Below are 21638 nucleotides of genomic sequence, written 5' to 3'. Positions count from 1 at the left end.
GAGAATGCCCGCCATGGGAGAATCGTACGTCCATCCCGAGGTGCTCGTCTCGGCGGACTGGGTCGAAGAGCACAAGAACGACCCCAAGGTCCGGATCGTCGAGAGCGATGAAGATGTCTTGCTCTACGACATGGGGCATGTGCCTGGCGCGGTGAAGATCGACTGGCAGGGGGATCTCCAGGATCAGATCGTCCGCGACTACATCGACGCGGAGAAGTTCGCCGCCATCTGCTCTCGGGCCGGCATCGCCAACGACACGACGGTCGTCTTCTACGGCGACAAGTCGAACTGGTGGGCGTGCTACGCCTTCTGGGCGTTCAAGTTGTTCGGCCACAAGGATTGCCGGATCATGAACGGCGGCCGGAAGCTCTGGGTCGACCAGAATCGGCCCCAATCGAAGGACGTGCCGCAGTATCCCGCCACCGACTACAAGGCCCAGCCCGGCCAGGAAGAGAAAATCCGGATCTTCCGGGACGCCGTCCTCGAGCACTCGACGTCCGGCAAGCCCCTGCTCGACGTCCGCAGCCCGAAGGAGTTCACGGGCGAGAAGCTGCACATGGAAGACTATCCGCAGGAAGGGTCCCTGCGAGGCGGCCACATCCCGGGCGCGGTGAGCGTCCCCTGGGCGAGGGCCGTTAATGAGGACGGGACGTTCAAGTCGGCCGACGAGCTGAAGGCAATCTACCAGGGCGAAGTCGGCCTCAAGCCCACCGACGACGTGGTCGCCTACTGCCGGATCGGCGAGCGGTCGAGCCTCACCTGGTACGTGCTGACCTATCTGCTGGGGTACGGCAAGGTCCGCAACTACGACGGCTCGTGGTGCGAGTGGGGCAACCTCGTCCGCGCCCCGATCGCCAAAGGGGTCTGATACGTTTCTCGGTCGATCACACCGTCCTGCCAATGGTGGCATGAGACGGATCAGCCGGACCGGCGTGACGGCGGTTTCCCTGTCGTCACGGCGGGCCTGATGAGTTGGAGCGACGCTCCGTTTTCCAACAAACCGGGCGGGAGCGACTCGCCCCACTCACTCGGGAGGGCCCATGGCCGCCTCGCTCGACTCGATCGTCACGGAACTCGGCGAGGCCGACCGGCAGGAGCGCATCGAGCTCTTGATCGACTTCGCCAAGAACCTCCCAGCCTTGCCGGATCGTCTCGCCGAACACAAGGACGCCGCCCACCGGGTCGAGGAGTGCCAGTCGCCCGTCTTCTTGTTCGTCGAACTCGAAGCGGACAAGGTCGCGATCCATGCCGACGCCCCGATCGAGGCGCCCACGGTCCGAGGGTTCGTCGCGATCCTGGTCGAGGGCCTGAACGGGGCTTCGGTCGAAGAGGTCCTGGCCGTGCGAGACGACCTGATCGATCGGATCGGACTGCCGGAGATCCTCGGGATGCTCCGCGTCCGCGGGCTGAGCGGGGTCCTCCGGCGTTTGAAGGCCGAGGTCGCCCGTGCCGCGATCGCACGCGCCTCGAACTCGAACTCGAACTCGAACGGTTCCCCGGCCGAAACCAACCAATCCTGAGGATGGTCCCGACATGGTGGATTTCGTGAAAGTGGTGGACCGCTCGGAATTGCCCCCGGGCGGCAAGTATTTGGCCGAGGTCGACGGTCGACCGATCGCGGTCTTCAACGTCGACGGGTCGTATTATGCGATCGACGACGTCTGCACGCACGACGGTGGACCGCTCGCCGAGGGAGACCTCGAAGGCTGCGAGATCCAATGTCCGCGCCACGGGGCCAGGTTCGACGTCCGGACCGGGCAGGCCCTTTGCTTCCCGGCCGTCGAGCCGGTCACGAGCCACACCGTCCAGGTCCGGGGCGACGACATTTTCGTCGCGCTCAACGATTGAGGCATCACGCCAGGAGACTCTCGCGATGGCCGACCAAGAGGCGATTCTGAACGCCCTCCGCACCGTCATGGACCCCGAGCTGAACGTGAACATCGTCGACCTCGGGCTGATCTACACGATCCAGACCCGCGAGGAAAACGTCGACGTCGAGATGACACTGACGACCCCCGCATGCCCCGCCGGCCCGGAAATCCTCCGCAACGCCGTGACGGCGATCGAAGGCATCGAAGGTGTCACCAAGGCGAACGTCAAGCTCGTCATGTCCCCCCCCTGGTCCCCCGACAAAATGTCGGACGAAGCCCGCGACGAACTCGGGATCTTTTAAAAGAATGTTCTTTAATTGGCCAGCCGCCGCGACTCCTCCCCCGGTGCAAGTAAACATGGCTTTCTTCTGACGCGATGCTTCGCCGCCACATCCTTGAGATTTTTCAGGGAATTGTGTCAAAGCTGGTGACCCCGCCGAATTCCTCTGATACACTATGTCTTCGAAAGCGTGGGCACGAAGGGCTTGCATCGAGTTAAAGAAGGTCTCATAGGCACCCGATCCTGGAATGATCGGGCGGCATTTTTTCTTTCTAGGCAAGATACAAGCTTTGCGATGCCTTGGCAATGGGTGGGGTAGCCCCTGGGGGGGTCCCGTACGCGGGATTGAGCGTCGTGGCTCGAAAGAAGACACCGAAAGTTCGTGTGAACGTGAAGGCGTCGCTCTCGCGTCGCCTGAGGGAAGTGCGTCAGGAACTCTTTGGCGAGCACGGCGGCCCCGAACTCGCCCGACGGCTCGGGCTCCCGGCCCGGACCTGGTACAACTACGAGACCGGTGTGACCGTCCCGGCGGAAGTCCTGCTCGCGTTCATCGAGCAGACAGGCGCCAACCCCGCCTGGCTCCTTTCCGGGGACGGGCCCAAGTATCTCCGCTCGGGCGTCGGGGCCCTTACTGATTTGACCCCGATCGAGCTGATCCGCCGGGGCCTCGAGAAGCTCGAGCAGACCCCGCCTCCGTCGTCCTTCTCGAATGACTCGCTTTCCGGTTCCGGCTCGTCGGAGTTCGTCCCGATCCGGCTCGTCGGGCTTCGCGACCTCGCTCGCAAGCCGTTGGACCGTGCTCGAGCGAACGGCCAGGTGATGGCATTCCGCCACTGGGTCCCGAACCCGGAGGAAACGGTGGGTGTCCGCCTCGATGACGACACCATGAATCCGATCCTCCCGCCAGGCTCGGTCGTGGCCGTCGATCGGTCGGTCAACGATCCCCAGCGCCTCCAGGGGCAGATCGTCGCGGCCTGTCCCGAAGGACAGCCCGTGATCCGTTGGCTCGACGTCTCGGAACGCCATCTGATCTTTCGACCGAACCAGCCCACACGCGATCATCCGTTGATCCCAATCGAACTCGACCGCTCGGTCCGCGACCTGATCATCGGGCAGGTGGTCTGCTCGTGGAGCAAGTTCAACGAGTCGTGAAAGGCCCGATCGATCTCCCCCCCTGATACCCCCCCATGGCTCGACCGGGCGTCGGCAAACGCCGGCCCTCGACCCTGAATCACCGCCCGAACCGTTCGCGGTGACGTCGGGCGACGGCCAATGCACCCGACGCCGAGGCCCTCTCGATCAGGTCGTCGTGGAGTTCCTCGACGATCCCACCGTAACCCTCACCGAGCAACCCCGCGTATAAACTCCGCTGCGGTTGGCGACCGCCGACCAGAACCCGACCTTGTCCTGAAAGGATCGGGTGCCGGATCAAATGGCCGACATCGTCGGCGATGACCGCACCGATCCAGAACGAGGCGCGGTGGTGGAGGTCGAGCGCGGACATGACGGCGGCGATCCGCACCAGGAATGCCGCGCGTCCCAGGCCCTCGCGTGCCACGATCCGGGCTCCCGCGGCGACGGACTCGGGATCGGGGTCGTCGGGCAAGGCTTCGGGAAGGCTTGCCGCGATCAAGGTATGTCGAGCAATCGCCGATGTGATCTCACCCGCCAGGGTCGTATGACTGCGGACGATCCGTCCCGACGGGTCGACGACGACGACCTTGGTGTGCGAGCCGGGCCAGACGTAGACGGTCTCCCCGGAGGGCTCCGAGCCTCCGTCTCCTTGAGCACGCAACGACCACGCCCCGAGCGTTTCGCACTCCTCACCGCGCATCATGTCCGCGACCGCCCAACCGTCGAGTCCGGCCGAGGGCATCGTTCGAACACCAGGGACGAAAAGAATCGGTTGGTCGGAGACCTCGGGCAGATCCCGGAGGACCGCGGCTTGTGCCAACTCCTCGACGCCGGCCGGGGCGACGACGTGCGGCACGGAGGCGAGGCCGACATCGGCCGAGAGCATCCCGGCGGCCACGATCGCGTCGAGCGTGATGCTTCCGTCCGAACCCAGGACTTCTTCGATGGCTTCGCGGACCGCCTGGGCGAGTGTCGCGGGCCCGGCGCCTCGCACCGAGTCGCGGACCCCGACGGCTCTCCGGGCGGTGCTTACCACCTGCCCTTCATGGATCAGGCGGGCTCGCGTATTGGTCGTCCCACCGTCGAGCGCGACAGCCCAGCGGATCGGTTCTCGGCTCATTGATTTCTCTTGCCTTCGACTCGGGCCAAGATGATCCTAGGACGATCGTTCATCCCGTCTCTCTCCAAGAGTAATCGATCGGACACATGGCGTCTTCTCGCATTTCGGGCGCCAGGCTGGATGGCCTCTGGCAACACGTTCGCGAGCCCGCGTTTTGGCTCAGTGCCGATTGTCGTGTGATCTGGGTCAATCGCGCCTGGGAAGATCTCACCGGCTACTCCGCCGAAGAGGCCGCCGGCGTGCTTTGTCACGCGCACGGCCCCTCACGCACCGGCGACCTGGCGGGTTTAGGCGGGAGTTTCTACCCTCCCCCAGAAACACTTGCCGGCAAACCCTCGGCGGCACAGACCCTGGTGGTTCACCCGAGCGGGGAGCGACGTTGGAGGTGGGTCGAGTACCGTCCTTTCCACGACGACAAGGGGGTACTCCAAGGGATCTTCGGTCTGGTCGGACCGGCGGACACGCTCCCCGTCGCCGCCGAGGCCCCTTCGCAGCGATTACGAGCCGAATTGCTCGAGGTTCGCGACCAACTGCTGAGCCGCCACGGATCCGACAGCCTGATCGGCACTGGCCCCGCGCACAGGAGACTCCTCGACCAGGTTGCCGCGGCGGCCTCGACGTCGGCCGCAGTCTTGATCGTGGGCGAACCCGGGACCGGTAAGCGATTGATCGCCCGCACGATCCACCTGCAAAGCACCCGACGCCAATCGCCGATCCTCCCTTTCGATTGCGCCGCGCTCCCTGCCGAGGTCCTCGAACGTGAGCTATTCGGCGCCGACGAGGCACCAAGGTTGCCGATACCCGAAGGGGCGTCACTCCTGATCGGCGACATCCTCGAGCTCCCTCGCGACCTTCAGGGGAGGCTGGCGATGATCCAGGATTCGGGTGTCCGCATCATCGCGACGATGAATGGGGATCCCGATGCGGCCCTCCGTGACGAGCGACTACGCCCCGACCTTTACTACGCCCTCACGACGATGGTGATCCGCCTCGCTCCTCTCCGCGAACGACTCGACGACCTCCCGTTGTTGGCCCAGCAACTCCTCGAACGAGCGAACGCTCGCGGAGCCTGTCAGAAGGGAGGGTTCACCGAGGCGGCCCTCTCGACCCTCTCCGGCTACGACTGGCCGGGGAACGTCCGAGAACTGGCCAGGGTCGTCGACGAGGCCCACCAAAATGCCGAGGGAGACCTGATCACACCGGACGATCTCCCCCAGGCCATTCGAGGCCACCTGGGATCGGCCTACCTGCCTCCGCCCCTCCCGCCGCCGTTGACGCCCCTCGACGAGCTCCTGACCCAGGTCGAGCGGCGGTTGATCGAGAGTGCGCTCGTGCGAGCCCGCCAGAATAAGTCACGCGCGGCCGAATGGCTCGGCATCTCCCGTCCGAGACTCTATCGGAGGATCAAGGAACTGGGGCTGCCCGACGTCCCCGAGCCCGCGGAAGATGTCCCGCCGACGAATGCGCAGCGAACATGAGATGAGCATGGCGATGGTCAGATCCGCCATCGCGATCCATCAACCTGATGGACGATGTCGATGAAAGGCCTATCTTGGCCAGCCGTGAATGCGAAGTTAAGGGACAAGACGGCGCTCGCGAGGGCCGGATCGACTTCGGCGACGACTCGGCCGACGAGTGAGAGTTCCTCGTCGTTGAGCCTATAGAGCTCGAGGGTCCAGGGATCGCGGTCGATGAGGAGGAGCTCCCGGACGCCGATGCCAGCGTAGAAGGGGAGCTTCTCCCGGGCTCGGTCGTGGGGGCTGAGGATCTCGACGACGAAGTCGGGCCCGCCTCGGTAGTGAGTGACAAGGTCTTGGGCCTTGCCGCCCGGGAGCATCACGGCGACGTCCGGCTGTCGGTAATTCTTGGCCCAGCCCTTCCCGCGATCGCTGACATTGACCTGGGTGCAGACTAGACCTCCGCTAGGCAAAACGACCGTGCGGAGCACGATCGCGAGTTCGAAGGCAAGCCATTGATGAAGGTTATTGGGAGAAGGTGACATGACATAGGTCCCGTCCCAGACCTCATCCCAGCGGTCCGCTCCTGTTCTTCTGCGACGAGTGATCAGGCGGCGCTGTAACCAGGGATCCGTCACCAGGATGTCCATCGATGCGTCCTCACCCGGAGACTGCGGAACGATCCCTCTCCACCATCAATCTCAGTTCTCACACGTTTGCGGGTGAAAGGTCCAGAGGAGCGGCCCCATTTTAAATTATGCAATTAATTTAAATTGAAACATTAAAAACTCAATGGTTTATGCCGCGAAGCTCAGATGTGACTCATCACCTGCCGGCCGGGGTTCCATCGACAGTTTGATGGATCCTCAAACTTTGCATTCCCGATCCCGAGGACCAAGCCCGTTTTATGAACTGCGACCCACTCGACTACGAGTTTGGCGATGGTCAGATCCGCCATCGCGATCCGTCAACCTGATGGACGATGTCGATGAAAGGCCTATCTTGGCCAGCCGTGAATGCGAAGTTAAGGGACAAGACGGCGCTCGCGAGGGCCGGATCGACTTCGGCGACGACTCGGCCGACGAGTGAGAGTTCCTCGTCGTTGAGCCTATAGAGCTCGAGGGTCCAGGGATCGCGGTCGATGAGGAGGAGCTCCCGGACGCCGATGCCAGCGTAGAAGGGGAGCTTCTCCCGGGCTCGGTCGTGGGGGCTGAGGATCTCGACGACGAAGTCGGGCCCGCCTCGGTAGTGAGTGACAAGGTCTTGGGCCTTGCCGCCCGGGAGCATCACGGCGACGTCCGGCTGTCGGTAATTCTTGGCCCAGCCCTTCCCGCGATCGCTGACATTGACCTGGGCTAGGACCGTTCCTTCCACTGGCTCGACGGCCATGCTTAATACGAAGAGGAGCTTACTGACCAGCCATTGATGCAGGTTATTTGGGAGAGGCGACATATTATAAATCCCGTCCCAGACCTCATCCCAGCGGTCCGCGCCTGTTTTTTTGCGGTGGGCGATCAGTCGCCGTTGCATGAAGGGGTCTTTCACCAGAATGTCCATCGACGGCTCCTTGATCGGAAGACATCAGGACGGACAGCCTCCGCCTCTCGAATCAATTCTCTCGCGAGGTCGCCCTAGCGTCCAGCCGAACGATTCCGCTTCTCGGCACGGTTGGAATCGGATAGGATCCCGGGCGCTCGGGAAGGGCCCGGGCTTTGATTCACAGCATGGACGCGAGCCGGGACGATGCGAATCTTCATCTCGACGGGCGAGCCGAGCGGCGACTTGCACGCGGCCAACCTGATCCACTCCCTCCGCAAGCTCAGGCCGGACGCCGAATTCGTCGGCTTCGGCGGCGAGCTCATGAAGAACGCCGGGGCGACGCTCGTCTATCCGCTGGTCGAGCTCGCGGTCATGTGGTTCGGGAGGGTTCTCCTGAACCTCCCGAAGTTCTTCTGGCTGCTCTACAAGGCCGACCAGGTCTTCGAGAACGAACGACCCGATGTGGTCGTGCTGATCGACTACCCTGGATTCCACTGGTGGGTCGCCTGGCGCGCCAAGGCCCGGCAGATCCCGGTGGTTTACTTCGTCCCGCCCCAGATCTGGGCGTGGGCCGGTTGGCGCGTCAAGAAGGTCCGCAAGTACGTCGACCACGTCTTGTGTACCCTCCCGTTCGAGCCCGCCTGGTATCACGCGAGGGGCGTGCCGGGGGCGGTTTACATCGGCCATCCCTACTTCGACGAACTCGCGGAACGTACCCTCGATGAGGCATTTCTCGCCGAGGAACGGCTGCGAGGAGGTCCCCTCGTCGCGATCCTGCCCGGATCCCGGACGCAGGAGGTGACCAAGAACCTCCCGACCATGCTCCGTGCCGCGGCGAAGCTGTCCCAGACTCGCCCCGACGTTCGCTTCTCGGTCGCGTGCCTCCATCAACGTCATCGGGCCATGGCCGTCGAGATCATCGAGGCGGAAGGGGTCAACCTGCCCCTGGTCGTTCACGCGGCGCGGACTCCCGAGTTGATCCGACTGGCCGACGTGGCCTGGGCCGTCTCCGGTTCCGTGGGCCTCGAGCTGATGGTCGAGGCCTTGCCCTCCGTCGTCCTTTACAAGATCCGGCACTTCGACCTGTTCGTGGCCAGGCAGTTCATCAAGACGAAGTACATCAGCCTCGTCAACCTCCTGGCCGACGCCGAGGTCATGCCCGAATACCTCACCCCCGAGGACGTCTCGGGCGACCTGGCGAAGTGGGCCCGCACTTGGCTCGAAGATCCCTCGGCTCGTGAGAAGACCGTTTCCGCCCTGAAGGCCCTACGCGACCGCGTGGCCGAGCCTGGTGCGTCGGATCGGGCCGCTCAACGTATCGTCGAGGTGGTCGCGGCCGAGGACGCGAAGTCGGGATCCTATCGTGGCGTCCACACGACTCGTACGAGCTCGCGACGAGAGGGGATCGAGCCCTCGACCCATTGAGGGCGACCTCGAAATTCCAGACGTCTCCTGCCGGCAGTTTTCTTGAGACGGTCGGAGGTGGCGTCTCTTGGAGCTGGAAGGCGTCGACTGCGGCAGAAACCCGGCTTTGAAGAAGAAAACGGGTTTCGGCTCCCTCGTAAACGTATTAGCTGATCTTGCCGCCCGCATGTGTCCTGGGGAGGGTCGCTCGAGTCGGCAATACGTGCGGAGGTCCCGTGACAGGCGCTTGGCTGGCGTGCCATAATCCTGGCGACAGGGCCCGATGCGGGACGGATCGTCCCTCCACTAAGATCGGCAATGAGTCAGCCACATGAACGCCCCCAACGTCGAACGTCCCACGAACCGTCTCGCCGGGGAGACCAGTCCGTATCTGCTCCAGCACCGATATAACCCGGTCGACTGGTACCCTTGGGGATCGGAGGCGCTCGACCGGGCGAGGGCGGAGGGGAAGCCGATTTTTCTCTCGGTCGGCTACTCGGCCTGTCACTGGTGCCATGTGATGGAGCACGAGACGTTCGAGAATCCCGAGATCGCCGCGTTGATGAATGAGCATTTCATCAATATTAAGGTCGATCGCGAGGAACGACCGGACCTCGACCAGATCTACATGGCGGCCGTTCAGGCGATGACCGACCACGGCGGATGGCCGATGTCGGTGTTCCTCACGCCCGACCTCCAGCCGTTCTATGGGGGAACGTATTACCCTCCAACGGACTCGCGCGGGATGCCGGGATTTCCGCGGGTCCTGCTGGGCGTCCACAACGCCTGGGACGAGAGGCGAGATGAGATTGTCAAGTCGGCAAACGACTTGACCGAGCGGATCCGCCTGATGGGGACGCCACCGCCCGCGACCGGAGGGTTGGAAGTCAGCCTCCTGGACCAAGCCGCTCGCGGGCTTGCCCGGTCGTACGACAGGATTCATGGCGGTTTCGGGTCCGCGCCCAAATTCCCGCACCCGATGGACCTGAGGGTCCTGCTCCGTCAGTATGCCCGGACTGGGGATGATCACGCCCTCCAGATGGCTAAGAACAGCCTCGACAAGATGGCCAGGGGCGGGCTCTATGACCATCTCGGGGGCGGTTTCGCGCGTTACTCGACGGATGAGCGCTGGCTCGTGCCGCATTTTGAGAAGATGCTCTACGACAATGCGCTCCTCTCGACCGTCTATCTCGAGGCCTATCAGGTCACGCGCGACCCCGAGTTTGCCCGCGTTGCCCGAGAGACGATGGACTATGTCCTCCTCCGGATGACGGGCCCTGACGGCGAGATCTTCTCGACCGAGGACGCCGACAGCGAAGGCGAGGAGGGGAAGTTCTACGTCTGGACCCTCGACGAGATTCGCGAAGTTCTCGGCGGCGAACGATCCAAGGCGTTCGCTTATGTCTATGACGTGACCGAACGGGGCAACTGGGAAGGCAAGACCATCCTCAACCTCCCCAAGACGCTCGGCCAGGCCGCGAAGCTCCTGGGACGCGACGAGGATGGGTTGCGGGCCCAACTGGCCGAGGATCGGGCCATTCTCCTCGAGGCTCGCGAGCGACGAGTCCCTCCCGGGAAGGACACCAAGGTCCTCACCTCGTGGAACGGGCTCATGATCGCCCCGTTGGCGGAAGGATCGCGGATCCTGAAGGAGCGGCGCTATCTCGACGCCGCGCGTCGGGCCGCCACGTTCCTGCTCGATCGGATGCGAACCGAGGACGGGCGGTTGCTCCATTCTCACAAAGACCGACAGTCCCGGTTCAACGCCTATCTCGACGACTATGCCAATCTGATCGACGGCCTGACTCGCCTGTATGAGGTGTCGGGCGAGGCACGTTGGCTGGACGAAGCGTTGTCACTCGCGGGGGTCATGATCGAAGAATTTCGAGATCACGACGGAGGCTGCTTCTTCTATACGGGGAAGAGCCATGAGGCGTTGATCGCCCGGCAGAAGGACTTTCAAGACAACGCGACTCCGTCGGGGAACGCGATGGCGGCAACGGCGCTCTTGCGCCTCGGCGCCCTGACGGGCCGCGACGATCTAACCAGGGCAGGGGGGCAGGTCCTCGAAGCCGTGCAGGTTTATCTGATGAAAGCGCCCATGGCGATGGGCCAGAGCCTGGTGGCCCTCGACTTCGACCTCGCCGCACCTCGCGAATTCGCCGTGGTCGCCGGAGCGGATCCGGAGGAGTTTCAGTCCGTCCTCGACGCGGTCTATTCGCCTTTCCTCCCGCACAAGGTCGTGGCCCCGTCTATTCCATCGAACAGGCTCGAGTCGCGAGCGCCGATTCCCCTCCTGGCCGATCGACCGTCCCTTGATGGTCAAACAACCACGTATGTTTGCGAGCGATTCGCCTGCAAGGCCCCCGTGACGGGCGTCTCCGGCGTCGTCTCCGCCCTCTCCGACCTGGCGAGAAAGGCGTGATCGGCAAAGGCCGGTCCGTCTCGGACGAAGACAAGACGTCATAGAGGAGTTCCGCGGTTTTCTGGCAAGCGTTCCACGCTTGTCACGCCGCACGACTATTGACTAAAGTAAGGACAAGACATCCGGCGCGGACGCCTCTTCCCCCCTACCGGAAACGTCGGTCCGTCCCGTTCGCGATTCACGAGTCCACGGCCGTAGGAGGGCCTCATCTCATGCCGCGTTGGAATCTCTACGCGATTGCCATGGTCGGTGCGGTCTCGCTGTTCTGTTGGCAGGCGACTGAGGCGGCGAAGCCGAAGGATGAGATGATGGAGCTCTACGGCATCTTCGTGGATGCCGTCGAGCAGGTGGAATCCAACTACGTCCGGCCCGTCAATCGTCGGGAGCTCCTCGAGAGTGCCCTGAAGGGCATGCTCTCGAACCTCGACCCCCACTCGTCGTTCATCAACACGTCCGAGTGGAAGCAGTTCAAGCGGCAGATCGAGGGGAGATTCGGCGGTATCGGCATCCAGGTCGGAATGGACTCGGACGCCAATCGTCTCAAGGTGATCGCCCCAATGGTCGGGACCCCGGCCTACGAAGCGGGTGTGCTGGCCGGCGACCTGATCATGGATATCGACGGTCAGTCGACCGAGGGTATGACGGCCGATAAAGCCGTGGAAGTGCTCACGGGGCGTCCCGGCACAAGCGTCAAGCTCCTGGTCCTCCACGAAGGGGATGAGAAGGCCGAGACTCTCACGATCTCGAGGGCCATCATCGACGTCCCCAGCGTCCTGGGCGACTCGAGGAAGCCCGACGATCAGTGGGACTTCATGCTCGATAAGGAAAAGAAGATCGGCTACATCCGGATCTCGAGCTTCATCCAGAACACGACCGAAGAGCTGAAGCGTGCCCTGACGCAACTCAAGTCGGAAGGGATGAAGGCCCTCGTCCTCGACCTTCGCGACAACCCGGGCGGCCTGCTCGGCGCCGCCGTCGAGATTTCGGACCTGTTTGTCGATGAGGGCTTGATCGTCAGCACCAAGGGACGGAACACGGTCGGCAAAACCTACGAGGCCCAGAAGGAAGGGACCTACGAGGATTTCCCGATGGTCATCCTCGTCAATCAAAACTCGGCCTCGGCGGCCGAGATCGTCTCCGCCTGCCTCCAGGACCACAAGCGTGCGGTCGTCATCGGCGAGCGATCCTACGGCAAAGGCTCGGTCCAGAACATCATCGACCTCGAGGACGGCAACAGCGTCCTCAAGCTCACCGTCGCGACCTACCAGCGGCCGTCGGGCAAGAATATCCACCGCTTCAAGAACGCCAAGCCGAGCGACGAGTGGGGTGTTTCGCCGAACGAAGGGCTCGAGATCAAGCTCTCGCCCCAGCAGTATGCCAACTGGTTCCTCTCCCGGCGTGACCGCGACCTCGTGACCGTGGGGAAGAAGAAGGCGAAGCCGCAGGAGGTCAAGGACGCCAAGCCGGAAGAGAAGAAGGCCGAAGACGCCAAGCCGGAAGAGAAAAAGGCCGAAGACGCCAAGCCAGAACCGAAGGCCGACGCGTCGTCGAAGGCCGAGAAGACCGACGCCCTGGCCGAGGATGCGAAGAAGGAGAATGGCGACGGGCCGAAGGTTCGTGAGGATGACCCGGAGAAAGAACGGGCGAATCGGCCGTTCGTCGACCGGCAGCTCAACAAGGCCCTCGACGTGATCAAGGAAAAGCTCGCGGCTCCCGTCGCGAAGAAATGAGGCGGGGCCGTCCCTCCTCTCTATGACTCACTTCTCGGACCGGTCCCCTCGGGGGCCGGTCCTTGTTTTTCTCCTGAGGATGTCGATGGCTGAAGGCCGCCTGGTCTTCCTCGCGATCGAGACGACGTGCGACGAAACCGCGGCGGCCGTGCTCGAAGGCCCACGCCCCCCCGAGGTCGGCGTGCCGAAGGTCCTTTCGAGCGTCGTCTCGTCGCAGATCGATTTGCACGTCCGCTACGGCGGCGTGGTCCCCGAGATCGCCTCGCGGGCGCACGTGCGACAGCTCCTCCCCGTCATCGACGAGGCGCTCCGAAGGGCCGCGGTCTCACTCGAGGATGTCGGGGCCATCGCCGTGGCGACTCGACCGGGTCTGGTCGGTGCCCTCGTCGTCGGCCTCACGGCGGCCAAGGCTCTTGCGTTTGCGCTCGACGTCCCTTTGGTGGCCGTCGACCACCTCGAAGGTCACCTCTACGCCTGCCAGCTCGCCTATCCGGAACGGACGATCTACCCGTGCCTGGGCCTAGTCGTCTCGGGCGGCCATACGAGCCTCTTTCAGTGCCGAGGGCCGATCGACGCCGAGTTCCTGGGCGGGACGATCGACGACGCCGCGGGCGAAGCGTTCGACAAGGTCGCCAGCCTGCTCGGGCTCGGGTATCCGGGCGGTCCCCAGATCGAACGCAAGGCGTGGACGGGTAACCGGAAAGCCTTCGCCTTGCCCCGTCCATTCCTGCGTGACGAACGATTGGCCTTCAGCTTCTCCGGGCTGAAGACGGCGGTCCTTTATGCGTTGCGTGGCCAGGATGGTCGCGCGGACGGGGAACCTCCTTCGTCGCAACTCGTCTCGGATCTCGCCGCCAGCTTCCAGGAAGCGGCCGTCGACGTCCTGGTCGGCAAGACTCGTCAGGCCCTCGAGCGGACCGGGATGCGTCGCCTGAGCGTCGGCGGCGGGGTGGCCGCCAACGCTCGATTCCGCGATCGGATCAGCGAAATGGCAGAGTTAATGGGTGTGGAGCTGTCGATTCCACCACTGTCGCTTTGCACCGACAACGCGGCGATGGCCGGAATCGCCCTGGCGAAGCTCGCGGCCGGCCAGACGGCCGACCTCGAGATCGATGTCACGGCCGGGTTGGTCCGTCCGCCGCAGTAATTCGTCGGCTTCGACCCCGGAGAGTGAGGGTCGTGGCCATTCGTTCGAATTCGCAGGTGATGGGGGATGCCGGTTCGGGGTCGACGATTATGACGGAGGGAATCGCTTCGGCGTCTTGGGAACCTGGTGGGGCCCCTGGAACGTCCTCTGTTGTGTGTCCAGATTCTGGCGACGGTCGAGGGCTCGGATCTGGGAGACGGGGACCGTTCGGCCGGGGTTGGTCCGGTCGGTTTGAGGGGGATGGAGCCTGGTATCGATCATGGAAGATTATCCGTCGTGCGAGGTGGCGCGTCATGCGGGGCGATGAGGAGTTCCTTCTTCCTCTGCGAGATCGACCGCTCTCATGCCCTAGGTTCGTGACCGAGGCCCTTCGGCTCCCGGTCTCGCCATCGCCCGATCGGGGAGACACGAGGAGATCGTCCTCGATACCCAGACCAGACGGAGAGTCCTGGAGCGATGGAAATGCGAACGGCATGGGACGGTATCCGAGGTATCGTCCTCGACGCGGTCGGGACCTTAATCGAGCCTTCGCCATCGGTGGCCGAGGTGTATGGCGAGGCCGCGCGTCGCCAGGGTGTGACGCTCGATCGCGAGACGATTCGAGGCCGATTTCTCCGTCATCTCGGCGAGGATGAAGTCGACGAGGCTCGAGGCCCGCTGGCGACCGACGAAGTAATCGAGCGGCGCCGCTGGCGCCGGGTCGTCGGAAATGTGTTGGTCGAAGTCCCCGACCTCGAACGGGCGTTCGAGGAGCTCTGGGAGCACTTCGGGCGTCACGAATCCTGGCGCTGCTATCCCGACGTCGAGCCGCTTCTGGAGTTCTTGCGGTCGCTGGGGTTGCCGTATCGGATCGGTTCGAATTTCGACTCTCGACTCCGGAAGATCATCGAGGGCCTACCCGAGCTCGCGCACGAGGCGGCCCCTCCATTGATCTCGTCGGAGCTTGGATATCGAAAACCCCACCCGGAGTTTTACCGAGCGGTTTGCAAGAGCCTCGCGCTTCCACCGGGAGCGATCCTCTCCGTAGGAGACGACCTCGAGAATGATGTGCTCGGCGCGTCCAGAGCGGGGCTTCGCTCGGTTTGGTTGGATCGTCGGGGGACGGAAATCCCGAAGGACGAAGCGATTCCGAGGATTCCGGATTTGAGGGTCTTGGTGGCGGGATGGCGAGGTTGAGCCCAAGTTTGCAGGCAACGGATTGGGGAAGGGCGCCCCGTCGGACCGATAACACGGCCAGGGGATGACTCGGCTTGCCGAGCCTCGGGCTTTGGATTACGATCCGCTCCGACCGCCAAGCCGAACGCAAGTCGATTCGGTTGGTTTGCCGGACCGGGGCCTACCCCGCCAGTTTCCGGTTCCCGTCCATTCCTTTCAAGGAAGAAAGGAAGTCGCACGTGGTCGCAACGGTGGAACAGCTCGCGGCCCTGGTCCGGGGCCGACTCGTGGGCGACGGTAGCATCTCCATCCATTCCGCACGCCCTGTGGGCGAGGCGGGACCGGGGGATATCACGTTCATCGAGAACGAGCGATATGCCAAGATGCTGCGGACCTCGCCGGCATCGGCCGCGATCGTCGGCCCCCACTTCAAGAAGGCGGCCGCCAGTTCGGCACTGCCCGTGATCGAGGTCGATGACCCGATCTCCGCGTTCCTCGCCGTCCGCTCGCACCTGAGCGGAGCCGAGAAGCCGAGATGGACCGGCATCCATCCCCAGGCCTGGGTCGCTCCCACGGCGAAGATCGGCGCGAATGTCGCCATCTACCCGTTCGTCTACGTGGGGGATGAAGCCGAGATCGGCGACGGCGTCACGCTGCACCCCAGCGTCGTCGTCGGCGATCGGTGCAAGGTCGGCAACGACTCGGTGCTGCATCCCCATGTCGTCCTCTATAGAGAGGTGACATTGGGCGAGCGCGTCGAGGTCCATGCCGGGACCGTCCTCGGCGGCGATGGCTTCGGCTACCGACTGATCGACGGGAAGCACGTCAAGGTGCCCCAGACGGGTCGGGTCGAAGTCGGGGATGACGTCGAGATCGGTTCCAATTGCACGGTCGACCGTGCAACCTTTGAAGCGACCCGCATCGGCGAGGGCTCGAAGATCGACAACCTCGTCATGATCGGCCACAACAATCAGATCGGTCGCCACAACCTCCTCTGCGGCCAGGTCGGCATTGCCGGGAGCTGCAAGACCGGCGACTACGTCGTGATGGCCGGCCAGGCGGGGATCAAGGACAACACCGAGATCGGTGAGCGCGTGGTCGTCGGTGCCCAGGCCGGTGTCCATCGCAACATCGTTGCTGGGCAGCAGGTCCTCGGCTCGCCCGCGATCCCGGTTCGCGAGCAGCGCCGGGTGTTCCAGATGATCGCCCGGTTGCCGGACATGCACCGGCAACTCCGCGAGCTCGCAGCCCAGGTTGCCTTGCTCTCGTCAGCTTTGCCTCCTGGCGAGGCGCCGGACGAGGATCCGACCGGATTCTGAACGTCGACGACAAGCGGGGCCTTGGTGATTACGGCGCGACCTCACATGGGTCGTGCGCCGAGGCCGGAAATCGGGATCAAGGGTTGAGTCCGTCTTTTTTCGGGGTTCTCGTCCGATGTCCGCTCTCTCTTTCAAACGCGCCGGCCTCGGGCTGGGTCGTCCCAAGGGTTCGAGCCGGACGACGATCGGGCTCCTCGCCGGGAGCGGCCGATTCCCGATCCTTTTTGCGGAAGCCGCGAGGCGTCAGGGATTCGACGTCGCGTGCGTGGGCATCCGCTACGAAGCTTCTGATGAGCTTCGCAGCCTTTGCACCACGTTCGAGACGATCGGCGTGTCGAAGCTCGGCGGCATGATTCGCTCGTTCCGCCGGCAGGGGGCCAGTCAGATCGTCATGGCGGGGAAAGTCACGAAGAACGTGATGTACACGCCTTGGCGGTTCGTTCAACTCTGGCCCGACTTCCGGATGATCCGGATGTGGTATTACACCTGTCGCGCCGATAAACGGGATGATTCGATCCTTCTCTCGGTGATCGCCGAGTTCGAGCGCGACGGGATGACATTCGCATCGGCCCTGGATTATTGCCCGGAGCTCCTCGTGAACGAAGGGATTCTCACTCGCCGTTCCCCGACGGCCTCGGAGCAGAAGGATATCGAGTTCGGCTGGCGACTGGCCAAGGAGATGGGACGGCTTGATGTCGGCCAATCTGTCGCGGTCAAGGAACGGGCCGCCCTGGCCATCGAGGCCATCGAGGGAACCGACCGCTGCATCGAGCGCGCGGGGAATCTCTGCAAGTCCGGTGGTTGGACGCTCGTCAAAGTCGCCAAGCCGCAGCAAGACATGCGATTCGACGTCCCCACGATCGGTACGTCGACGATCGAAGGCCTTCACAAGGCCAAGGCCCGTGTCCTCGCGATCGAGGCGAACAAGACCATCGTCATCGATCAGCCCGAAGTCGTGGCGCTCGCCGATCGCTACGGGCTGACGATCGTCGCGCTGCCCGACTCCGACGCCAGGTCCTGATAGTCCAAGTCCGGGCGCCCCGTAGGCCCTATCGACGCCCCGCCGCATCGCGTGTGATCACGCGGCACCGGTGGGGCGATCGCGTTCGATGGGCTTCTCCACGGCAGGCTGGCCGGCCTTGATGGCCCGGAAAATGACCTCGGCGGCGATCTCGAGCCCCAGGCTGTGCGAGTCGAGGACCACGTCGTAGTTGTGCGGGTCGGCCGAGTCGGCCCGGTGCATCGTGCGATCGAACTGGAGCCGGCGGCGATCGAGGTCACGTGCCGCGCGCCTGGCCGTACGAATTGACACGCCCATCCGTTCCGAAAGCCTGGCGGCACGGGCCTTCAGGGGAGCGACGATTCGAACGGAGAGGGTTTCTTCCCTCGGGAGCAGGAAGTTCGCGCCTCGCCCGACGATGATGGAATCGCCCGCCCGCCCGATCGCATCGACGAGCTTCGCGAGGTGGTCCAGATAGGCTTCTTGCGGAGCGTAGTGCTCTTCACGGAGGGGCAGGATCCAGTCCTGCACCACGCTCGGCGCCAGTTCGTCAAAGGCACGCACCTCGTCGGTCGTCACCTCCATGCGGGTGGCGATGGCCTCGAGGATCTCGTGGTCGTAGACCTTCCAGTCGAGCCTCCTCCCGACCAACCTGCCAATCGTGCCCCCCCCGGCTCCGGATTCCCGGCTGATGCAGACCGTTCGAAACCTCGCGATCTGCATCGACGTGTTCGCCAACTCGTGGCGCTCGGCCCTTCGGCCGAAGAACCAGCGTGCGAGCGCACCCGGCCACGCCCGAAATCCTCCGGGGTCATCCGCTTCGGTCGTCGACCATGGTTCGGACGACATCGTTGAGATTCTCCTCCGATCGGACGGCTCAATCACCAGTCTAGAGCCTCGATTGTCGAAAGGAAAGACGCGGTCTCGAGGGGGCCGCCGGCTCTGTAACCCTTACAACGGAATCAACCCGAGAGGGGAGACCGGAAATCCGTCGGTTTTTCCTCAAGTTTCATCCCTGGAACCACTTCAGGACCACCAAAAGCGAACGTGGAGAGGGCTGGCACGCACTTTGCCTTAACAATTCTAACGTCAACGCCCGAGGCCGTCGGGAATGAATCCCGCGGACGTCCCACACGGGTTGTTCGAGACTCAAGGAACGAAGGAACCTTCCCCCGATGAAAAATCGGCGAAATACCCTCCTGTGGATGAAGGACCTGCTCGAGCACATGAACCGCTGTCACGAACAACTCCAGTGGGCCGGCGAAGGTCCGACCGAGACGTTCCTGACTGAATCCTTGATGGTCGACCTCGTCGAGTGCCAGCGCCTCTGTGCCGAGCTCCGAGACGGTCCAGCCCAACCACGGCGACTCGTCACGTCGGGTTGATCGAGGAATTCGGTGTGAGGCAGGTCGAACGTGGCCCGTCCTTAGGATTCCGGTTACCTTGGATCGACCACGACCGTCCGACCTCCGCCTTCTTCGAGAACCGCGTCCATGAGCGTCCTTGATCCCCACCCCCCCGTTGCCGAGTTTTCTGTCGATCAACTCCGCGTGCTCGTCCACGAGGACCGAGCCAGTATGGGCCGGGCCGCAGCAACCCTGGTCGCGAACGCGATCGCCGAACGCCAGGCGGCTCGAGGCCGGGCCAACCTCATCTTCGCCGCGGCACCCAGCCAGAACGAGTTCCTCGCCAGCCTGGTCGCCTGCCCGAGTATCGACTGGTCGAAGACCCTCGGTTACCACATGGACGAATACCTCGGTCTGGGGCCGGATCATCGCGCCTCGTTCCGTCGGTATCTGCAAGAACGGCTCTTCCGCCTTATCGGACTCGACGGCGAGCGACTCAAGCTGATCCCCGGCGAGTCCACCGAACGTCCCTTGCAAGCGTGCCTCGACTACGAGAGTCTGCTCCTCGCCGAACCGCCCGACATCCTTTGCGCCGGCATCGGTGAGAACGGCCACCTCGCATTCAACGACCCCCCCGTGGCCGACTTCCTCGACCCGGTCCTGGTCAAGGTCATCCGACTCGACGCGGCCTGCCGCGAGCAGCAACTCCACGACGGTTGCTTCGACCGGATCGAAGACGTCCCGACCCACGCCTTTACCCTGACCGTCCCCGCGCTCCTCTCGGCGTCATTCGCCTCGGTCGTCGTTCCCGGCCCGCGCAAGGCCGAGGCCGTCCTCGGGACCCTTCGCGGCCCGATCTCCGAGTCGTGCCCCGCCTCTGCACTCCGGCGGCACCCGAACGCCGTCCTCCACCTCGATCGCGAGTCGGCGAAGCTCGTCCTCTGAGCGAAGGGTGGCGTTTCGCAGGAGCGGAGCGCTAAAGTTATGCCGGCTCGAGAATCCACTTTGAGAACCGGCAAGCGGACCGAGCACGGAGGCTCGTCCCTTGCTCACAACTTGAATCGAGGATAAGCTCCAGCTACCCCCCGCTGGCCCACCGTCGCTACTCAGGAGGTCCGAGCGATGATCGGCATCCCTTCCCTGCGCATCTCCCTTGTCGCCTTGGTATTCGGCCTTGGACTGACAAGTCGCGCCCTCTCGGCTCCCCCATCGCAGCGGCCGTCACGCCCGAATCCGGCGGACACTGCACGCGAGAGCGATTCACCCCTCCCGGTTCCGCTCCCTGACGATCCGCCGCCCCACGAGGGGGCAATGGTCCCGTTGCCTAGTATCAGTATCATCGAAGCGCCAGATTTGATCACCGTCGACGTCGTTGAAGCCTTGCCTGGTCGCCCGATCACGGGCGATCGGCTGGTTCAACCCAATGGAAAAATCAACCTCGGCTACTACGGTGAAGTCTCCGTCCAGGGGCTGACGGTCACGGAGGCCAAAGTACGGATCATCGACCACCTCAAGGCTCACCTATCCGACGAAGCACTGGGTCTGACGGTCTATCGCAATCCAACGACGGCCCCAGCTCCTCACTCCCCTGACACACCTGATGCCATCGAGGAGCCCAAGAAGCCGACAAAACCCACGGCCTTCTCGAATTCGCCTCGCCGGGGTATGCGGGCGCGCGTCTCGGCGAAGAAGCCGATGCGGTTCGCGAGTCAGGAGGCGGATCCTGAACCGGAAATTATCAACACACCTTCAGGTAAGGTCGTCAACATTCCACCGCCAGGTCCGGGAGCCACCGTGGCCCCTCGATTCGTCCCCGAGTTGGTCCGGGAACAAGTCCAGGCGAAAGCCGAACCGATAGAAGTGCCTGCCGGCGAGTCGGTCAAGGTGACGATCGACGTGAATGTGAATGACAAAGAGAAAGGCAATGAGAACGAGCCCGGAGTCGTCATCTCCCGACCCGGCATGCTCCTGCAACCCGGCCAGGTGTACGTCGAGGAGGAAGAAGTCCAGGCCGAACCCGTGGCCCCCGCCGACTCGGCGAACGTCTCCGTCCAGATCGTTGCCTACAACAGCAAGGGATATTACGTCCAGGGTGACGTGGCACAGCCTGGTCGAATGCCGTGCACCGGCAGGGAAACGGTCCTTGATGCCCTGAACTATGCCGGTGGGTTGTTCTCAACCGCCGACCCGAAGTCGATCCGACTCGTACGACCGGCCCGGCCCGGGAGGCCCGCCAAGGTCTTACCCGTCGACTACAAAGCGATCCTGGAAGAAGGGCAGACCGCGACCAATTATCAAATCTTTCCCGGTGACCGGCTCTTTGTCGGGCGGAATGAGGTCGTGCAGAAGACCATCGAGATCGATCGACTGGCCGCGGCCTCCCAGACCGTCGTCAATAGCATGCTCCAGTATGCCTTCATGGTAAGCTCGCTCAAGGGGCTCTCCGACCTGACCCCCGGCGCCCCACCTCTCACGAATCAGCAACGTGAAAAGCTCATCAAGGACTGGACCGAGCTCTGGTGGAAAGCCGCTTCCACGCCCGATGGCGTCAAGATGGACGAGGCCTCTTTCCGCGAACTCCTGATCCGTCAGTTGAACCCGCCCGCAACCGTTGAGAAGAAGTGAATGTCACGAGGGTCACTCGGCGTTCATCCTCTCGCGTTACCAGCTCTTGGTGAGAGCGACGACTCGGAGGCTCTTCCCGAGGCCAT

General features: G+C 63.6%; 20 protein-coding genes. 16 read left to right on the top strand and 4 right to left on the bottom strand.

The window, feature by feature from the left end; all coding sequences use genetic code 11:
• The first annotated feature begins 13 nt into the window (after window positions 1–13).
• From ACYOEI_RS04740 to ACYOEI_RS04720, 5 genes are all read left to right on the top strand, one after another.
• Entirely contained in the window at window positions 14–868 is an 855-nt protein-coding gene (locus ACYOEI_RS04740; RefSeq protein WP_462848172.1) for a sulfurtransferase, read from the top strand.
• Between the two features lie 172 nt (window positions 869–1040).
• Window positions 1041–1520, top strand: a complete 480-nt coding sequence (locus ACYOEI_RS04735; protein ID WP_462848171.1) for a SufE family protein — start codon at window positions 1041–1043, stop codon at window positions 1518–1520.
• A gap of 13 nt (window positions 1521–1533) precedes the next feature.
• Window positions 1534–1848 (top strand): non-heme iron oxygenase ferredoxin subunit, encoded by a 315-nt coding sequence (locus ACYOEI_RS04730; protein WP_462848170.1) that lies wholly within the window; start codon window positions 1534–1536, stop codon window positions 1846–1848.
• A 25-nt stretch (window positions 1849–1873) separates the two neighbouring features.
• Window positions 1874–2173 (top strand): metal-sulfur cluster assembly factor, encoded by a 300-nt coding sequence (locus ACYOEI_RS04725; RefSeq protein ID WP_462848169.1) that lies wholly within the window; start codon window positions 1874–1876, stop codon window positions 2171–2173.
• 332 nt (window positions 2174–2505) lie between these two features.
• Window positions 2506–3303, top strand: coding sequence for a S24 family peptidase (locus tag ACYOEI_RS04720; RefSeq protein WP_462848168.1), 798 nt, complete (start codon window positions 2506–2508; stop codon window positions 3301–3303).
• 79 nt (window positions 3304–3382) lie between these two features.
• Here the strand turns inward: ACYOEI_RS04720 and ACYOEI_RS04715 are convergent, their stop codons facing one another.
• Complete coding sequence (locus tag ACYOEI_RS04715; RefSeq protein ID WP_462848167.1) at window positions 3383–4405, bottom strand: 2-dehydro-3-deoxygalactonokinase; 1023 nt, start codon at window positions 4403–4405, stop codon at window positions 3383–3385.
• Window positions 4406–4491: 86 nt separating this feature from the next.
• On the opposite strand from ACYOEI_RS04715, the gene ACYOEI_RS04710 reads away from it, so the two are divergent.
• Window positions 4492–5883 carry a sigma 54-interacting transcriptional regulator gene (locus ACYOEI_RS04710; protein ID WP_462848166.1) on the top strand — a complete coding sequence of 464 codons (1392 nt, stop codon included), beginning with the start codon at window positions 4492–4494 and terminating at the stop codon, window positions 5881–5883.
• 17 nt (window positions 5884–5900) lie between these two features.
• Here the strand turns inward: ACYOEI_RS04710 and ACYOEI_RS04705 are convergent, their stop codons facing one another.
• Window positions 5901–6512, bottom strand: a complete 612-nt coding sequence (locus ACYOEI_RS04705) for a Uma2 family endonuclease (RefSeq protein WP_462848165.1) — start codon at window positions 6510–6512, stop codon at window positions 5901–5903.
• A gap of 295 nt (window positions 6513–6807) precedes the next feature.
• Window positions 6808–7419 carry a Uma2 family endonuclease gene (locus ACYOEI_RS04700; protein ID WP_462848164.1) on the bottom strand — a complete coding sequence of 204 codons (612 nt, stop codon included), beginning with the start codon at window positions 7417–7419 and terminating at the stop codon, window positions 6808–6810.
• 186 nt (window positions 7420–7605) lie between these two features.
• On the opposite strand from ACYOEI_RS04700, the gene lpxB reads away from it, so the two are divergent.
• From lpxB to ACYOEI_RS04665, 7 genes are all read left to right on the top strand, one after another.
• Window positions 7606–8826: a lipid-A-disaccharide synthase gene (lpxB, locus tag ACYOEI_RS04695; RefSeq protein ID WP_462848163.1), complete on the top strand. Its 1221-nt coding sequence runs from the start codon at window positions 7606–7608 to the stop codon at window positions 8824–8826.
• A 310-nt stretch (window positions 8827–9136) separates the two neighbouring features.
• Window positions 9137–11230: a thioredoxin domain-containing protein gene (locus ACYOEI_RS04690; protein WP_462848161.1), complete on the top strand. Its 2094-nt coding sequence runs from the start codon at window positions 9137–9139 to the stop codon at window positions 11228–11230.
• 212 nt (window positions 11231–11442) lie between these two features.
• Window positions 11443–12960, top strand: coding sequence for a S41 family peptidase (locus ACYOEI_RS04685; protein WP_462848160.1), 1518 nt, complete (start codon window positions 11443–11445; stop codon window positions 12958–12960).
• A gap of 85 nt (window positions 12961–13045) precedes the next feature.
• On the top strand, window positions 13046–14107 hold the full coding sequence (gene tsaD, locus ACYOEI_RS04680) for a tRNA (adenosine(37)-N6)-threonylcarbamoyltransferase complex transferase subunit TsaD (protein WP_462848159.1): 1062 nt from the start codon (window positions 13046–13048) through the stop codon (window positions 14105–14107).
• A 462-nt stretch (window positions 14108–14569) separates the two neighbouring features.
• Window positions 14570–15283, top strand: a complete 714-nt coding sequence (locus ACYOEI_RS04675) for an HAD-IA family hydrolase (RefSeq protein WP_462848158.1) — start codon at window positions 14570–14572, stop codon at window positions 15281–15283.
• Between the two features lie 218 nt (window positions 15284–15501).
• Window positions 15502–16581: a UDP-3-O-(3-hydroxymyristoyl)glucosamine N-acyltransferase gene (gene lpxD / locus ACYOEI_RS04670; RefSeq protein ID WP_462848157.1), complete on the top strand. Its 1080-nt coding sequence runs from the start codon at window positions 15502–15504 to the stop codon at window positions 16579–16581.
• 115 nt (window positions 16582–16696) lie between these two features.
• A complete protein-coding gene (locus ACYOEI_RS04665) occupies window positions 16697–17602 on the top strand; it encodes an LpxI family protein (protein ID WP_462848156.1) in 906 nt (301 codons plus the stop codon).
• 57 nt (window positions 17603–17659) lie between these two features.
• On the opposite strand, the gene ACYOEI_RS04660 is transcribed toward ACYOEI_RS04665, so the two are convergent.
• Window positions 17660–18430, bottom strand: a complete 771-nt coding sequence (locus ACYOEI_RS04660) for a cytidylate kinase-like family protein (protein WP_462848155.1) — start codon at window positions 18428–18430, stop codon at window positions 17660–17662.
• A 326-nt stretch (window positions 18431–18756) separates the two neighbouring features.
• Between ACYOEI_RS04660 and ACYOEI_RS04655 the strand changes: the two genes are divergently transcribed.
• From ACYOEI_RS04655 to ACYOEI_RS04645, 3 genes are all read left to right on the top strand, one after another.
• Window positions 18757–18966, top strand: coding sequence for a hypothetical protein (locus ACYOEI_RS04655; protein WP_462848154.1), 210 nt, complete (start codon window positions 18757–18759; stop codon window positions 18964–18966).
• A 108-nt stretch (window positions 18967–19074) separates the two neighbouring features.
• Window positions 19075–19872 carry a glucosamine-6-phosphate deaminase gene (locus ACYOEI_RS04650; protein WP_462848153.1) on the top strand — a complete coding sequence of 266 codons (798 nt, stop codon included), beginning with the start codon at window positions 19075–19077 and terminating at the stop codon, window positions 19870–19872.
• 366 nt (window positions 19873–20238) lie between these two features.
• A complete protein-coding gene (locus ACYOEI_RS04645; protein ID WP_462848152.1) occupies window positions 20239–21552 on the top strand; it encodes a polysaccharide biosynthesis/export family protein in 1314 nt (437 codons plus the stop codon).
• Window positions 21553–21638 lie beyond the last annotated feature (86 nt).

The sequence above is a fragment of the Singulisphaera rosea genome (assembly GCF_054877945.1).
This window is presented reverse-complemented; position numbering and strand designations above follow the sequence as displayed.

Bases quoted from the DNA above. Each gene is read 5' to 3' on its own strand.
- ACYOEI_RS04740 (WP_462848172.1), top strand. From the start codon at position 14: ATGGGAGAATCGTACGTCCATCCCGAGGTGCTCGTCTCGGCGGACTGG.
- ACYOEI_RS04735 (WP_462848171.1), top strand. From the start codon at position 1,041: ATGGCCGCCTCGCTCGACTCGATCGTCACGGAACTCGGCGAGGCCGAC.
- ACYOEI_RS04730 (WP_462848170.1), top strand. From the start codon at position 1,534: ATGGTGGATTTCGTGAAAGTGGTGGACCGCTCGGAATTGCCCCCGGGC.
- ACYOEI_RS04725 (WP_462848169.1), top strand. From the start codon at position 1,874: ATGGCCGACCAAGAGGCGATTCTGAACGCCCTCCGCACCGTCATGGAC.
- ACYOEI_RS04715 (WP_462848167.1), bottom strand. From the start codon at position 4,405: ATGAGCCGAGAACCGATCCGCTGGGCTGTCGCGCTCGACGGTGGGACG.
- ACYOEI_RS04710 (WP_462848166.1), top strand. From the start codon at position 4,492: ATGGCGTCTTCTCGCATTTCGGGCGCCAGGCTGGATGGCCTCTGGCAA.
- ACYOEI_RS04705 (WP_462848165.1), bottom strand. From the start codon at position 6,512: ATGGACATCCTGGTGACGGATCCCTGGTTACAGCGCCGCCTGATCACT.
- ACYOEI_RS04700 (WP_462848164.1), bottom strand. From the start codon at position 7,419: ATGGACATTCTGGTGAAAGACCCCTTCATGCAACGGCGACTGATCGCC.
- lpxB (WP_462848163.1), top strand. From the start codon at position 7,606: ATGCGAATCTTCATCTCGACGGGCGAGCCGAGCGGCGACTTGCACGCG.
- ACYOEI_RS04690 (WP_462848161.1), top strand. From the start codon at position 9,137: ATGAACGCCCCCAACGTCGAACGTCCCACGAACCGTCTCGCCGGGGAG.
- ACYOEI_RS04685 (WP_462848160.1), top strand. From the start codon at position 11,443: ATGCCGCGTTGGAATCTCTACGCGATTGCCATGGTCGGTGCGGTCTCG.
- tsaD (WP_462848159.1), top strand. From the start codon at position 13,046: ATGGCTGAAGGCCGCCTGGTCTTCCTCGCGATCGAGACGACGTGCGAC.
- ACYOEI_RS04675 (WP_462848158.1), top strand. From the start codon at position 14,570: ATGCGAACGGCATGGGACGGTATCCGAGGTATCGTCCTCGACGCGGTC.
- ACYOEI_RS04665 (WP_462848156.1), top strand. From the start codon at position 16,697: ATGTCCGCTCTCTCTTTCAAACGCGCCGGCCTCGGGCTGGGTCGTCCC.
- ACYOEI_RS04660 (WP_462848155.1), bottom strand. From the start codon at position 18,430: ATGTCGTCCGAACCATGGTCGACGACCGAAGCGGATGACCCCGGAGGA.
- ACYOEI_RS04655 (WP_462848154.1), top strand. From the start codon at position 18,757: ATGAAAAATCGGCGAAATACCCTCCTGTGGATGAAGGACCTGCTCGAG.
- ACYOEI_RS04650 (WP_462848153.1), top strand. From the start codon at position 19,075: ATGAGCGTCCTTGATCCCCACCCCCCCGTTGCCGAGTTTTCTGTCGAT.
- ACYOEI_RS04645 (WP_462848152.1), top strand. From the start codon at position 20,239: ATGGTCCCGTTGCCTAGTATCAGTATCATCGAAGCGCCAGATTTGATC.